Raw genomic sequence first — 14,631 nt, 5'->3', positions numbered from 1 at the left:
TCAGCCGGCCCGTTGCTTGAGCGCGCTGACCGCCGGCAGTTCCTTGCCTTCCAGGAATTCGAGGAACGCACCGCCGCCGGTGGAGATGTAGCTGACGTCCCCGGCGATGCCGTACTTGTCGACCGCAGCGAGGGTATCGCCGCCGCCGGCGATCGAGAACGCCTTCGACGCCGCGATCGCGCGCGCCAGGGTTTCGGTGCCGCCGCCGAACGCGTCGAATTCGAACACGCCGACCGGGCCGTTCCAGACCACGGTGCCGGCGGCCTTGATCAGCCCGGCGTAGCGCGCGGCGGTATCCGGGCCGATGTCGAGGATCATGTCATCGGCGCCGACCGCATCGACGGCCTTGACCGTGGCCGGGGCGTCGGCGGCGAAGGTTGGCGCGACCACCACGTCGGTCGGCACCGGAATGTCGGCGCCGCGCGCCTGGGCATCGCGCATGATCTGCTTCGCGGTGTCGACCAGGTCCATCTCGACCAGCGACTTGCCCACCGAATGCCCCATCGCGGCGATGAAGGTGTTGGCGATGCCGCCGCCGACGATCAGCTGGTCGACCTTGGACACCAGCGACGACAGCAGCTCGAGCTTGGTCGAGACCTTGGAGCCGGCGACGATCGCCAGCAGCGGCCGTGCCGGGGCGTCGAGCGCCTTGCCCAGCGCGTCGAGTTCGGCCATCAGCAGCGGACCGCCGGCGGCGACCTTTGCGTGGCGGATCACGCCATGGGTGGAGGCCTGGGCGCGATGCGCGGTGCCGAACGCGTCCATGACGAACACGTCGCACAGCGAGGCGTACTGCTTCGACAGGGTTTCATCGTCCTTGCCCTCGCCGACGTTCATGCGGCAGTTCTCGAGCAGCAGCAGCTGGCCCGGCAGCACCTCGACGCCCTTGACCCAATCCTTGACCAGCGGCACCTCGATGCCGAGCAGTTCCGACAAGCGCGCGGCGACCGGTGCCAGCGAATCGGCCTGGCTCCACACGCCTTCCTTCGGCCGGCCCAGGTGCGAAGTCACCATCACCGCCGCGCCCTTCGCCAGCGCCAGCTGCATCGTCGGCAGCGCCGCGGTGATGCGCTGCTCGGAGGTGATGCGGCCGGCCTCGATGGGCACGTTGAGGTCTTCGCGGATCAGCACGCGCTTGCCGGCGAGATCGAGGTCGGTCATGCGGACGATGGTCATGGGGTGGCCTTGAGTGGAAGTGTTTGGAATGCGGCGCAGGCGTTTCAGAGCGTCGTCATCCCCGCGTCCGAGTGGACTTATTCAATCGAAATCGGGGATCCAGTGACGTTCGCGATTGCGTCGAAGTCGCTGGATTCCTGCTTTCGCAGGAATGACGGGCAAGGGGAGCCATCTGGGGCCGCCGCGCCATGGCCGCGCATTGTCCCGTCCGCGCCGCTTCGCGGCAAATCGCGGTGGCGATGGGCCTCCGAGCAAAACCCAACATTTAGCGTTGACGAAAGAAAAATACGCGCTATGTTGTGGCCGTCGGTGCCGGCTTTGCGGTCGGCTGAAAAGGGAAGCTCGGTGCGGACATGCATTCACCAGAATGCCGCGTCCAAGGCCGGCACTGCCCCGCAGCGGTATGGGAAACGAAGGTGGTCATTGCACTGGGCGCGCCTCGCGCCCGGGAAGCGACCCCCGGTAGGCGACACCACGAACGTGGCTGTCACGTCCCGAGTCCGAAGACCTGCCGACAGCCGCGCGATGCACACCGCGCGGTGACCGGCCAGGGAATCTTCGGGGGAAGACGGTCGGTGTCGCTCCGCGTCGGCGTGCCGGCGGGTCCGCCGCAGTCTCCGGCTCAGCGACACCCGCATTCCACCCTCCAGATTCCGCGCCCGCGGGGGCGTGGCCGTGCCGTCGGCGCCGCGCATGCGGTCTTGCCGACGGTGCGTCGTCGCTCCCGTGCGCAGCCCTTCGAGGGGAAGGGTTGCGAGCCGTGCGCCATGCACTGGAGCCTTGCCATGAACATTTCTTCCGACGCCCTCGCGGTCGACACGCCCGCCCAAAGCCCCTCGTTCGTTCCCGAAGCGCACGCGCAGCCGCGTCCCGCGCCCGGGTTCGCGCTGACCCCGCCCGCCGCCAACCTGACCATGAGCGTGACCAAGCGCAGCGGCCGTCGCGAGCCGGTCGACCTCAACAAGATCGTCCGCGCGGTGACCCGCACCTGCGACGGCCTGCACGCCGTCGACCCGATGCGCGTCGCCACGCGCACCATTTCCGGCCTGTACGACGGCGCGAGCACGCGCGAGCTCGACGAGCTGTCGATCCGCACCGCCGCACTGCTGACCGCCGAGGAGCCCGAGTACGGTCGCCTCGCCGCGCGCCTGCTCGGCAACGTGATCGAAAAGGAAGTCGCCGGCATCGAGATCCACGCGTTCTCGCAATCGGTGGTGCGCGGCCACGAACTGGGCCTGATCAACGACCGCCTGCTCGGCTTCGTGCAGGCCAATGCGCGCAAGCTCAACGACGCGATCGACGACTCGCTCAACACCCGCTTCGATTACTTCGGCCTGCGCACGCTGTACGACCGCTATCTCTTGCGCCACCCGACCGCGCGCACCGTGATCGAGACCCCGCAGCAGTTCTTCCTGCGCATCGCCTGCGCGCTGAGCGAGGACATCGGCGACGCGCTGGCGCTGTACCGGCGCATGGCCATGCTCGACTACCTGCCGAGCTCGCCGACCCTGTTCAACGCCGGCACCACCCACGAGCAGTTGTCGAGCTGCTTCCTGCTCGACTCGCCCGAGGATTCGCTGGAGAGCATCTACAAGCGCTACATGGACGTGGCCAAGCTCAGCAAGTTCAGCGGCGGCATCGGCCTGGGCTACACCCGCATCCGCTCGCGCGGTTCGCTGATCCGCAGCACCAACGGCCTGAGCAACGGCATCGTGCCGTGGCTGAAGACGCTCGACGCCTCGGTCGCCGCGGTCAACCAGGGCGGCAAGCGCAAGGGCGCGGCCTGCGTCTACCTGGAGCCGTGGCACGCCGACATCGAGGAGTTCCTCGAACTGCGCGACAACACCGGCGACGAGGCGCGTCGCACCCACAACCTCAACCTCGCCAACTGGATCCCGGACGAGTTCATGCGCCGGGTCGAGGCGGATGCCGAGTGGTCGCTGTTCGACCCGGCCACGCTGATGAAAGCGGGGGCGCCGCAGCTGACCGACCTGTACGGCGAGGCGTTCGAGCGCGCCTACGCCGCGGCCGAAGCCGCCGGCCTCGCCCACAAGCAGGTCAAGGCGCGCGAGCTGTACGGGCGGATGATGCGCACCCTGGCGCAGACCGGCAACGGCTGGATGAACTTCAAGGACAAGTGCAACCGCGCGTCGAACCAGACCCTGCGCGCCGACAACGTCATCCACCTGTCGAACCTGTGCACCGAGATCCTCGAGGTCACCTCGCAGGACGAGACGGCGGTGTGCAACCTGGGCTCGATCAACCTGTCGCATCACGTCGAGCTGTTTTCGGAAGGCCTGGTGCACGGCGAGGCGGGTCGCTTCGACTTCGACAAGCTCGCCGAGACCGTGCGCCTGGCCGTGCGCCAGCTCGACCGCGTGATCGATCTGAACTTCTACCCGATCGAGACCGCGCGCCGCGCCAACCTGCGCTGGCGCCCGGTCGGACTCGGGACCATGGGCCTGCAGGACGTGTTCTTCAAGCTGCGCCTGCCGTTCGATTCGGAAGCCGCGCGCCGGCTCTCGCGCGAGATCGCAGAAAGCATCTACTTCCATGCGCTGTCGGCCTCCAACGAACTGGCGATCGAGCACGGCAAGCACCCGAGCTTCGGCGACACCCGCGCCGCGCACGGCGAGCTGCAGTTCGAGGCCTGGGGTGTGGTGCCGGCGCAGGCCGAGCGCTGGGACGGCCTGCGCCAGCGCATCGCCGAGCACGGCCTGCGCAATTCGCTGCTGATCGCGATCGCACCGACCGCGACCATCGCCTCGATCGCCGGCTGCTACGAGTGCATCGAGCCGCAGGTCAGCAACCTGTTCAAGCGCGAGACGCTGTCGGGCGATTTCCTGGTCGTGAACCGCTACCTCGCCGACGAGCTCAAGCAACTCGGGCTGTGGACGCCGGAGTTGCGCGACCGCATCAAGCTCGCCGAAGGCTCGATCCAGGGCATCGCCGAGATCCCCGAGTTGCTGCGCCAGGTGTACCGCACGGTCTGGGAGGTGCCGATGCGCTCGCTGATCGACATGGCCGCCGAGCGCGGCGCGTTCATCGACCAGAGCCAGTCGCTCAACCTGTTCATCGAGAGCCCGAACATCGGCCAGCTGTCGTCGATGTACATGTACGCGTGGAAACGCGGGTTGAAGACGACCTATTACCTGCGCTCGCGTCCGGCGACGAAGATCGCCAAGACCACCGTCGGCTCTGCCGCGACCGCCGCACCGGTCAGTACTGGCGATGCCATCGCCTGCTCGCTGGAAAGCCCCGAGAGCTGCGAAGCCTGCCAGTAGCCGCGTCCAGCCCCTCCCCTTGCGAAGCAGGGGGAGGTTGGGAGGGGGTGCTTTGGCTGTTGCCGTTGGTCTTGACCAGCAACCGCAACAGCAACAGCAACAGCACCCCTCCCCAGCCCTCCCCTGCTACGCAAGGGAGGGAGCAGGAGCCTCAGTCCCCGCAATTCCGGCCATCTTCGGAACCTGATATGACCCAGCCCGCCCACCTCCTCGACCCCGGCTTCGACCTCACCCTGCGGCCGATGCGCTACCCGCAGTTCTACGAGATGTACCGGGATGCGATCCGCAACACCTGGACCGTCGAGGAGGTCGATTTCTCGCTCGACATCAACGACCTCAAGCACAAGTTCGGCACGGCCGAACGCCATCTTGTCGAGCGCCTGGTCGCGTTCTTCGCCACCGGCGATTCGATCGTGTCCAACAACCTGGTGCTGAACCTGTACCAGCACATCAACGCGCCCGAGGCGCGCATGTACCTGTCGCGGCAGCTGTACGAGGAAGCGCTGCACGTGCAGTTCTACCTCACCCTGCTGGACAGCTACCTGCCCGACCCGGCCGCGCGCGCCAAGGCTTTCGACGCGATCGAGAACATCCCCTCGATCCGCGCCAAGGCCGAGTTCTGCTTCAAGTGGATCGACTCGTTGCAGGGCCTCACGCGCATCGAGACGCGCGAACAGCGCCGCCAGTTCCTGCTCAACCTGGTCTGCTTCGCCGGCTGCATTGAGGGCTTGTTCTTCTTCGCCGCGTTCGCCTACGTCTACTACCTGCGCTCGCGTGGCCTGCTCAACGGCCTGGCCTCGGGCACCAACTGGGTGTTCCGCGACGAGAGCGGGCACATGGCGTTCGCGTTCGAGGTGATCCGCACCGCGCGCGAGGAGGAGCCCGACTTGTTCGACGACGAGCTCAAGGCGCAGGTGGTGGCGATGTTCGAGGAAGCGGTCGACTGCGAGACGCTGTTCGCCCACGACGTGCTGTCCGGCGGCGTGGTCGGGCTGTCGATCAAGGACATGCGCCAGTACCTGGAGTACGTCGCCGACCAGCGCATGGCGCAGCTGGGCATGCCCAAGCACTTCGGTTCAAGCAACCCGTTCGGTTTCATGGACCTGCAGGACGTGCAGGAGGTCACCAACTTCTTCGAGCGGCGCGTGTCGGCCTACCAAGTCGGCGTGCAGGGCGAGGTCGCGTTCGATGCGGCGTTTTGAGCGATCGCGATCGACGAAAGCTGCGGCGTCGGATACACGGCACTGGGATGTCCCGGATCAACCCCCGGTTGTGCCCACGCTGGTGCCGGGTCGGCGATGCATCCGCATCGGGCTAACTGCGCACGGTGGACACGCGATCGCGACCGGAGTGCTTGGCCTGGTACAGCGCCCGGTCGGCTCGCCGCAGCATCGCCTCCAGATCATCGCCATCGCCGCCCTCGCGGGTGGCGACGCCAATGCTCACGGTGAGCATCCCGCCCGGTGACTCCTCGTGGACGATCGCCGCCCCCGCCACGCTGGCCCGGATCCGGTCCGCTACCTCCGTGGCCTGCTCCAGCGAGGTATCGGGCAGGAACACGACGAACTCCTCGCCGCCGGTCCGCACCAGCGTATCGCTGCCGCGGTAGAGCGAACTGCGGACCGCACCGGCGAAACGGCGCAAGGCGTTGTCGCCCGCCGGGTGGCCGTAACGGTCGTTGTAGGACTTGAAGAAATCGATGTCCATCGCCAGCACTGACAGCGATTGTCCCTGCCGCATGGATTGTTCCCACAGGCCGGTCGCGGTCTCCCGGTAGCCACGGTAGTTCAGGCAGCCGGTGAGTTCGTCGGTGCGGCTGATGCGGTCGAGTTCGGCGACGGCGCCGCTCAGTTCCTCGGTCCGCTCGGCAATCTCGCGTTCGCGCGTGGCCACAACCGTGCGCAGCGATGCGGCCAGTTCGCTTTGCCTGTCCAGCGCCTGCTTGAGATCCGCATACGCGCTATTGAGCCGATCGCCGAGCTGGTGGATCCCCGACACGATCGGCTGCAGTTCCGTCGGCATCCCACGCGCATCGTGTCGGGTCAATGTCCCGCCGAGCGCGAACCCCTGCAGCGTCTGGAGCAGCCCGCCGATGCCTGCCTGCAGCGAATGCATCTGCAACCACGATGCAACGCTCACGCCGAGCACGAACAGCAGCAGCAGGACCATCGGCGCCAGTATCCTCCCCCGTACTTCCGCATCGAGCAGGCGCTTGGGCACCAGCACGAACAGCTGCCATCCCGACGCCAGCACGGCCCTGGCGGCATAGGCATCACCGTCGTGGCGCAATACTCCCTGCAGCAGACCGAGGCGAGTAGGCGGCACGAGATCCCGCGCACCCAGCATCGGTTCTAAACCCGTGCCGACCAGCGAGGCGAGCGGTTCCAGCGGCACCCCGTCACTGGCCAGGATTACGTGGCCCGTGCCATCGAGCAGCAGCACCTCATAGCCGCGGCCCTGCAGGGCCTGGATCCGTTGCGCGGCGATCGTATCGGTGCGGATCGATCCCTCCACCACGCCAGCGAACCCGCCGGCATCCTGCAGCGGCGCGGAAATCGCGATCAGCGGATCAGTACCCTGCGAGCGACCGCGGAAGGCATCGGACACGTACGCGCGACCGGTTCGTTTCGGCTCCCGGAAGTAGGCCCGGTCGGCGACGCTGCGCACGGTCGCCAGGGGCATGGCGAGCGGCGGATCGCTGGCGCGGACGACGCCCCGTGCGTCGGTGACCAGCATGGTCACGAATCCGGGATAGTTGGTGCGCACGCGGGCAAGATCGGCCGACCAGCGTGCCGGGTCGCGGGCGCTGCCTTCGGCGCTGCGGCGCTGGGCGAGGACGTTGACGGCGGCCCGGTGCACCGCGATGAAGTCGTCAACCTCGCGGGCGGTCGATACCGCTACCGAGGCGGTGCGCATTTCCGCGCCTGCGCGCTCCTTGGCCAGGTTTAGCCACACCAGGCCTGCAATCAGCAGCAGCGCCGGCACCAGGACGCCGAGCAACATCACCTTCGCGAACTGGCGACGTAGCGACGCCGGCCTCATCGCGGATTCGGTCATGCCATGGGTCCAGCGCTTCGCATGGATCGAAGCTACTGCCCCACCGGCCGGCGGGCAAGCGCCATCAAGGCGCGCACGACCGCGCTCGTCCGCCGGTCGGGGCGCCCCCTAGTTCGCCGCGACCACCTTGACCATTTCCAGGCACTTGTTCGAGTAGCCCCACTCGTTGTCGTACCAGCTGACCAGCTTGACGAAGGTACCGTCGAGGGCGATGCCGGCGTCAGCGTCGAAGATCGAGGTGCGGGTGTCGCCGCGGAAATCGGTGGCGACCACCTTGTCCTCGGTGTAGCCCAGGATGCCCTTGAGCGGACCTTCGGACTGCGCCTTCATCTCGGCGCAGATCTCGGCGTAGGTCGCGTCCTTGACCAGCTCGACGGTCAGGTCGACCACCGACACGTCCGAGGTCGGCACGCGGAAGCTCATGCCGGTCAGCTTCTTGTTGAGCTCCGGGATCACCACACCGACGGCCTTGGCCGCGCCGGTGCTGGAGGGAATGATGTTCTCGAGGATGCCGCGGCCGCCGCGCCAGTCCTTGTTGCTCGGGCCGTCGACGGTCTTCTGGGTGGCGGTGGCGGCGTGCACGGTGGTCATCAGGCCGCGCTTGATGCCCCACTTGTCGTTGAGCACCTTGGCCAGCGGCGCCAGGCAGTTGGTGGTGCACGACGCGTTGGAGATGATCGCCTCGCCCTTGTAGGTCTTGTCGTTGACGCCATAGACGAACATCGGCGTGTCGTCCTTCGACGGCGCCGACAGGATCACCTTCTTCGCGCCCGCATCGAGGTGCTTCTGCGCGGTGGCCTTGTCGAGGAACAGGCCGGTCGACTCGATCACGACTTCGGCACCGACCTCGTCCCACTTCAGGTTGGCCGGGTCGCGTTCCTGGGTCAGGCGGATCTTCTTGCCGTTGACGATGATGTTGCTGCCGTCGACCTTGACCTCGCCGTCGAAGCGGCCGTGCACCGAGTCGTACTGCAGCATGTAGGCCAGGTATTCCGGCTCCAGCAGGTCGTTGATGGCGACGATCTCGATGTCGTTGCCGAAGTTCTGCACGGCCGAGCGCAGCACGTTGCGCCCGATGCGGCCGAAACCATTGATACCAACCTTGATCGCCATGTTGCGGGGACTCCTGGGCAAGCGGAAGACGGGAAAGACCGCTATTTTAGCCCGCATCCCCTCCCCGAGCACCCGCGAGAGTCCCAGACCATGCGCCGCCTCCTGCTGACCGCCGTCCTGCTCCTCCCGGCCCTGCTGCTGCCGGCCGCGCCCGCCTTCGCCTGGAGCGCCCTGGGCCACCGCCTGGTCGGCGAGCTCGCCCAGCGCCACCTCCACCCCGCCGCCCAGGCCCAGGTCGCCGCCCTGCTCGCCGGCGAGCCGGCCCCGACCCTGGCCGGGGTCGCGATGTGGGCCGACCACCTGCGCGACAACGACCCGCCGCGCTTCAAGGCGACCTCGCGCTGGCACTACGTCGGCACCCAGGGCAGCTGCCAGTTCGAGCCGGCGCGCGACTGCCCCGACGGCGCCTGCGTCATCGGCGCGATCGAGACCCAGCGCCGGGTCCTTGCCGACCGTAGCCAGCCGCTGGCCGCGCGCCGCGACGCGCTGAAGTTCCTGGTCCATTTCGTCGGCGACGTGCACCAGCCGATGCACGCCAACCACCAGCCCGACAAGGGCGGCAACGACTTCCAGGTCAGCCTGCGCACCGACCTGCAGCCCGAGCCTTACGCGCGCAAGCACTACGTCGACGGCGTGATGGGCACCAACCTGCACTCGGTGTGGGACTTCTACATCCTCGGCTCGGCCGGCTTCGGTACCAACGGTGCGGCGCTGCAGCCGTATGCCGACCGCCTCGACGCGCAGCCGTGGCCGCCGCTGACCACCCCGCTCAGCGCGCCAGTCGCCTGGGCCGGCGAGTCCTGCCGCCTGGTCGACGCGCGCGGGCTGTACCCGCCCGGCCACAAGCTCGACCGCGCCTACCTCGATGCAATGCGGCCGCTGGCCGAGCAACGGGTGCGCCAGGGCGCGTACCGGCTCGCGGCACTGCTCAACGAGACGCTCGGGCGCTGACCGGCACGCGCCTCCATCCACCTGCCACCCACCCGGACCATTGCGCCATGTCCCTGCACGTACAGCCGTTCCACCATGCCGGCACCGGCACTTGGAGCTACATCGTCAGCGACACCGGCACCGCGCAGGCGGCGATCATCGACCCGGTGCTCGACTTCGACGCGGCCACGGGGCGCGCCAGCACGGGGTCGGCGCAGGCGCTGCTCGATGAAGTGCGCGAGCGCCACCTCGACGTGCAGTGGCTGCTGGAAACCCACGCCCACGCCGACCACCTCTCGTCCGCGCAGTGGCTGAAGACGCAGCTGCCGCAGGCACGCGTCGCGATCGGCCACGGCATCCGCGCGGTGCAGCGCACGCTCGCGCCGACGCTCGGCCTCGACGGGATGCCGACCGACGGCAGCCAGTTCGACCACCTGTTTCACGACGACGACGTGTTCCGCATCGGCACCGTGCCCGCGCGCGTGATCGCGGTGCCCGGCCACACCCGCGACAGCCTCGCGTATTTGATTGGCGACGCGCTGTTCACCGGCGATTCGCTGTTCCTGCCCGACGCCGGCAGCGCGCGCTGCGACTTTCCCGGCGGCGACGCCGGCCAGCTGTACCGTTCGATCCAGCGCCTGTACGGCCTGCCCGACGCGACCCGGGTATTCGTCTGCCACGACTACGGCATCAAGGACGGCGAACACGCGCGCGAGCCGCGCTGCGCGACCACGATCGGCGAGCAGAAGCGCGGCAACATCCACCTGCGCGAAGGCGTCAGCGAAGCCGAGTTCGTCGCCATGCGCAGCGCCCGCGACGCCACCCTCGCGCCGCCGGCGTTGATGACGCCCGCGCTGCGCGCGAACCTGCGCGCCGGCGCGATCCCGCCAGCGCCCAACGGCGCCGGCCGCTAGCCCGGCTTACGCCCGACCGCACCGCAGAGCCCGCGCATGCCGACCGCCTTCACCCCTGTCTCCGCGCTGCTCGGCGGCGCCCTGATCGGGCTGGCCGCCACCGTGCTGCTCGCCACGCTGGGCCGCATCGCCGGCATCAGCGGCATCCTCAACAGCGCCATCGAGGGCGAACCCGGCGCCGGCGACGCGCGGCAGTCACGCGGCGAGCGTGGCTGGCGCATCGCCTTCCTGTTCGGCCTGGTCGTCGCTGCAGGCGCCTGGTTCGCGTTCGCCGGCGTCGCACCCCGCGAGGGCTTCCCGTTGCCGTGGCTGGTCGCGGGCGGGCTGCTGGTCGGCGCCGGCACGCGCCTGGGCAGTGGCTGCACCAGCGGCCACGGCATCTGCGGCCTGTCGCGGTGGTCGAAGCGCTCGCTGGTGGCGGTGGCGGTGTTCATGGGCTTCGGCTTCCTCACCGTCTACGTGCTGCGCCACGCGCTGGCGGTGCTGGCATGAAGCGGCTCGCCCTGGCCACGATCGCCGGCGTGCTGTTCGGGCTCGGCCTGGCGGTGTCGGGCATGACCGATCCGGCCAAGGTGCTGAACTTCCTCGACCTTGCCGGCCAGTGGGACCCCTCGCTGGCGCTGGTGATGGGCGGCGCGCTCGCGGTCTCGGTGCCCGGCTACGCCTGGTTGAGGCGGCGCGGCCGCGCGCTCGGCGGTGCGGCCCTGCCGGCGGCGCCGAGCACGCGCATCGACGCGCGCCTGCTCGGCGGCAGCGCCTTGTTCGGGATCGGCTGGGGCATCGCCGGCTACTGTCCGGGGCCGGCGCTGGCGAATCTCGCGCACGGGTCACTGGAACCGGTGATGTTCGTCGCCGCGCTGCTGGTTGGCTCGCAACTCGTGCGCCTGCTGGAGACTCGCGCTTGAGCGAGACCGAACTCCTGCTCGCGGGGCTGTTCCTGGCCGTCGCCGTTCTCTACTCGTCAGTCGGCCATGCCGGCGCCAGCGGCTACATCGCGTCGATGGCGCTGCTCGGCTTCGCGCCCGAGCAGATGCGCCCGACCGCGCTCGCGCTGAACCTGCTGGTCGGCGGCATCGGCCTGTTCCGCTTCTGGCGCAGCGGCCACGTGCGCTGGCGCAACGTGCTGCCGTTCGTGCTGGCCTCGGCGCCGGCGGCGTTCTTCGCCGCGCAGATCAAGCTGCCGAAGGAAAGCTATTCGCTGCTGCTTGGCCTGGTGCTGCTGGTCGCGGCGGCCGGCGTGTTCCACCACGCCGCGCGCGCCGAACGCGAGGACGCCGAGGCCGTCGGCCGTCGCGTGCCGTGGTTGCCGGGCCTTCTGATCGGCGCCGGCATCGGGATCCTGTCCGGCCTGACCGGCACCGGCGGCGCGATCTTCCTCACGCCCTTGCTGCTGTTCGCGCACTGGATGCCGACCCGCGAGGCCAGCGGCACCTCGGTCGCATTCGTCTGGATCAACTCGGTCACCGGCCTGGCCGGCCTGCTGCATGCCACCGGCACCCTGCCGACCGCGCTGCCGCTGTGGCTGGGCGCGGTCGCGATCGGCGCGTTGATCGGCACCCAGCTAGGCCTGAAGTGGCTGCCAGTGAAGACGCTGCGCTACGCGCTGGGCGTGGTGCTGCTGATCGCGGCGGGAAAGCTGATCCTTGCCTGAGGCGAACCCGGCAGGTCGGCGCCGGCACGGTCTAGGCTGCCCGCCTCGCCTCGCATGACGCGTACCGTGTCGCGCCTGCCGCCCGGAGTGTCGCGCGTGACTCCTGGAGGGTCGCGCCCGATACCCGAAGTGTCGCGCGTGGCTCTGAGAGTGTGGCGCGCGACTCTCGGAGTGTCGCGCGTGGCTCCGGGAGTGTCGGGCGCGACTCCCGGAGTGTTGGGCGCGGCTCTGGGAGTGTGACGCGCGACTCCCGGAGTGTCGGTCGCGACTCCCGGAGTGTCGGGCGTGACCCCCGGAGTGTCGGGCGTGACCCCCGGAGTGTCGGGCGCGACCCCCGGCGTGTCGTTCGGCGTTTCGCGGGCTCGCACACCGCATTCGGCGTGGGCGCGCACGGTCATGACGTTGCTGCCGGTGCGGCGCGCAAGGCATCTCACCTGGTTCCGCGCGGGCCCCTCGCGACGCAGGCGCAGCGCCGGAGTTAGGCTGGGTGCCATGACGACCCGCCCTGATCCGGTTTACCTCGACTCGCTCGACGCGGCCGTCGACCTGCTGCTCGCGCGCGTCGCCGGGCCGCTGCATGTCGGCGCGCCGCTCGGCCTGGGCAAGCCGCACCGGTTGTTGAACGCGCTGTACGCGCGCATCGAGCGCGATCCGTCGCGGCCGCTGCACCTGTACACGGCGCTGTCGCTGGATCCGCCCGGTGGCGGCAAGGGTTTGGAGGCGCGTTTCCTCGCGCCGTTCGTGCAGCGGCATTTCGGCGACGACTTCCCGAAGCTGGCGTACGTGCAGGCGCTCAAGCGCAACGCGCTGCCGGCACACATCGAAGTCGAGGAGTTCTACCTGCAGTCGGGCGCGCTGCTGCACTCGACCCAGGCGCAGCGCCGCTACGCCAGCCTCAACTACACCCACGTCGCGCGCGCGCTGGCCGAGCGCGGGGTCAACCTGATCGTGCAAAAGGTCGCGCGCGAGGCCGACGTGCGGCATGGCCGGGCGCCGCGGCTGTCGCTGTCGTGCAACACCGACCTGACCTTCGACGCGGTCGATGCGATCGTCGCCAGCGGCCGGCCGCGGCCGCTGCTGGTCGCCGAGGTCGATCCGGAACTGCCTTGGCTCGGTGGCGAGGCCGCGGTCGACGCGAGCTACTTCGATGCGGTGGTCACGCCACCGGGGCCGTACCCGAAGCTGTTCGGGCTGCCGCGGCAGCCGGTGACCGATGCCGACTACGCGATCGGTTTCTATGCGAGCACGCTGGTGCGCGACGGCGGCACGCTGCAGATCGGCATCGGGGCGCTGGCCGATGCGCTGTGCCACGCGCTGGCGCTGCGGCACAGCGACAACGCCGCGTACCGGCGGGTGCTGGCGGCGCTGGATCCGGCCCGCTTCGATCAGGAACGCCTGGATCCGCTGCACACCGATCCGCGCGACCTGCTGCCGTTCGCGCAGGGCCTGTACGGCTGCAGCGAGATGCTCAACGAGGGCTTCAAGCGGCTGGTCGAGGTCGGCGTGATCCGGCGCAAGGTGGTCGATGACCTGGCGCTGATGCAGCGGCTGGCCGACGGCGTGGCCAGCGACGATGACCGCGCGGAGCTCGCGCGCGACGGCCAGTTCCTGCACGGCGCGTTCTACCTGGGCTCGCCGGAGTTCTACACCTGGCTGCGCGAGCTGTCCGACGCGCCGCGCCGCGGCATCGGCATGAAGCGCGTCAGCGAGGTCAACGAACTGTACGGCGGCAACGAAGCGCTGGAACGCCTGCAGCGCCGCGACGCGCGCTTCTTCAACAGCTGCATGATGGCGACCGCGTTGGGCGCGGCGGTGTCGGACGGGCTCGACGACGGCCGCGTGGTGTCGGGCGTCGGCGGCCAGTACAACTTCGTGGCGATGGCGCACGCGCTGCCAGCGGCGTGCTCGGTGCTGATGCTGCGCGCGACCCGCGAGGTGCACGGCCGGCGCAGCCCCAACATCGTCTGGAACTACGGCCACGCGACGATCCCGCGGCACCTGCGTGACGTCTACATCAGCGAGTACGGCATCGCCCGCGTGCGCGGCGCGACCGACGAGGACTGCGTGCTGGCGATGGCGGCGATTGCCGACGCCGACAGCCAGCACGGGTTGGTCGAGACCGCGCAGCGGCACGGCAAGCTGCGCGGCGATTTCGCGCCCCCGCCAAGCTGGGCGCGCAACACCGGGGCGCGGCTGCGCGCGGCGTTGGCGCCGCTGCGCCGCGACGGCACCCTGCCCGATTACCCGCTGGGCAGCGACTTCACCGCGGTCGAGCAGCGGCTGGTGAAAGCCTTGGGCTGGTTGAAGACGCATACCGGCAGCCGCGGCGGCAAGCTGCGGACGCTGGCGCGGGCGGTGTTTGCCGGGCCATGCGCGGATGCCGAGGCGCTGGAGCGCATGCAGCTCGCGGCGCCGCGCGGGCTGGCTGCGTGGCTGGAAGCGCGAGTGCTCGGGCTGGGGCTGCGCGAAACAGCGGAGTAATGCGCGGCGTGGGGTCAGCCGTTTT

The 14,631-nt window shown here is 69.4% G+C and carries 11 protein-coding genes and 1 riboswitch; of the genes, 8 read left to right on the top strand and 3 right to left on the bottom strand.

Annotated features, from left to right (window positions below; genetic code table 11):
• Entirely contained in the window at positions 1 to 1,176 is a 1,176-nt protein-coding gene (locus ACFQZQ_RS08035; RefSeq protein ID WP_386812232.1) for a phosphoglycerate kinase, read from the bottom strand.
• 290 nt (positions 1,177 to 1,466) lie between these two features.
• A riboswitch (cobalamin riboswitch) is annotated at positions 1,467 to 1,706 on the top strand.
• A 384-nt stretch (positions 1,707 to 2,090) separates the two neighbouring features.
• On the opposite strand from ACFQZQ_RS08035, the gene ACFQZQ_RS08030 reads away from it, so the two are divergent.
• Both ACFQZQ_RS08030 and ACFQZQ_RS08025 read left to right on the top strand, forming a co-directional pair.
• Entirely contained in the window at positions 2,091 to 4,460 is a 2,370-nt protein-coding gene (locus ACFQZQ_RS08030) for a ribonucleoside-diphosphate reductase subunit alpha (protein WP_386812571.1), read from the top strand.
• A gap of 188 nt (positions 4,461 to 4,648) precedes the next feature.
• Positions 4,649 to 5,662: a ribonucleotide-diphosphate reductase subunit beta gene (locus ACFQZQ_RS08025; protein ID WP_386812231.1), complete on the top strand. Its 1,014-nt coding sequence runs from the start codon at positions 4,649 to 4,651 to the stop codon at positions 5,660 to 5,662.
• A gap of 112 nt (positions 5,663 to 5,774) precedes the next feature.
• Here the strand turns inward: ACFQZQ_RS08025 and ACFQZQ_RS08020 are convergent, their stop codons facing one another.
• On the bottom strand, positions 5,775 to 7,517 hold the full coding sequence (locus ACFQZQ_RS08020; RefSeq protein WP_386812230.1) for a diguanylate cyclase: 1,743 nt from the start codon (positions 7,515 to 7,517) through the stop codon (positions 5,775 to 5,777).
• A gap of 108 nt (positions 7,518 to 7,625) precedes the next feature.
• Positions 7,626 to 8,630, bottom strand: a complete 1,005-nt coding sequence (gene gap / locus ACFQZQ_RS08015) for a type I glyceraldehyde-3-phosphate dehydrogenase (protein WP_386812229.1) — start codon at positions 8,628 to 8,630, stop codon at positions 7,626 to 7,628.
• A gap of 90 nt (positions 8,631 to 8,720) precedes the next feature.
• Here gap and ACFQZQ_RS08010 point away from each other — a divergent pair, with 90 nt between their 5' ends.
• The 6 genes from ACFQZQ_RS08010 (at position 8,721) to ACFQZQ_RS07985 (ending at position 14,606) form a co-directional block, all read left to right on the top strand.
• Entirely contained in the window at positions 8,721 to 9,581 is an 861-nt protein-coding gene (locus ACFQZQ_RS08010; RefSeq protein WP_386812228.1) for a S1/P1 nuclease, read from the top strand.
• Between the two features lie 47 nt (positions 9,582 to 9,628).
• Positions 9,629 to 10,474, top strand: coding sequence for an MBL fold metallo-hydrolase (locus ACFQZQ_RS08005; protein ID WP_386812227.1), 846 nt, complete (start codon positions 9,629 to 9,631; stop codon positions 10,472 to 10,474).
• Positions 10,475 to 10,510: 36 nt separating this feature from the next.
• Complete coding sequence (locus ACFQZQ_RS08000) at positions 10,511 to 10,966, top strand: YeeE/YedE family protein (RefSeq protein ID WP_386812226.1); 456 nt, start codon at positions 10,511 to 10,513, stop codon at positions 10,964 to 10,966.
• Positions 10,963 to 11,379: a DUF6691 family protein gene (locus ACFQZQ_RS07995; RefSeq protein ID WP_386812225.1), complete on the top strand. Its 417-nt coding sequence runs from the start codon at positions 10,963 to 10,965 to the stop codon at positions 11,377 to 11,379. Before ACFQZQ_RS08000 ends, ACFQZQ_RS07995 begins: the two co-directional genes overlap by 4 nt.
• On the top strand, positions 11,376 to 12,125 hold the full coding sequence (locus ACFQZQ_RS07990; RefSeq protein WP_386812224.1) for a sulfite exporter TauE/SafE family protein: 750 nt from the start codon (positions 11,376 to 11,378) through the stop codon (positions 12,123 to 12,125). Before ACFQZQ_RS07995 ends, ACFQZQ_RS07990 begins: the two co-directional genes overlap by 4 nt.
• A gap of 492 nt (positions 12,126 to 12,617) precedes the next feature.
• A complete protein-coding gene (locus ACFQZQ_RS07985; protein ID WP_386812223.1) occupies positions 12,618 to 14,606 on the top strand; it encodes an acetyl-CoA hydrolase/transferase C-terminal domain-containing protein in 1,989 nt (662 codons plus the stop codon).
• Positions 14,607 to 14,631: the final 25 nt, after the last annotated feature.

Source organism: Lysobacter koreensis (assembly GCF_042677045.1).
Taxonomy (GTDB): Bacteria; Pseudomonadota; Gammaproteobacteria; order Xanthomonadales; family Xanthomonadaceae; genus Lysobacter_K; species Lysobacter_K koreensis.
The sequence above is the reverse complement of the archived record's forward strand: the minus strand, read 5'-3'. Positions and strand labels throughout refer to the sequence as shown.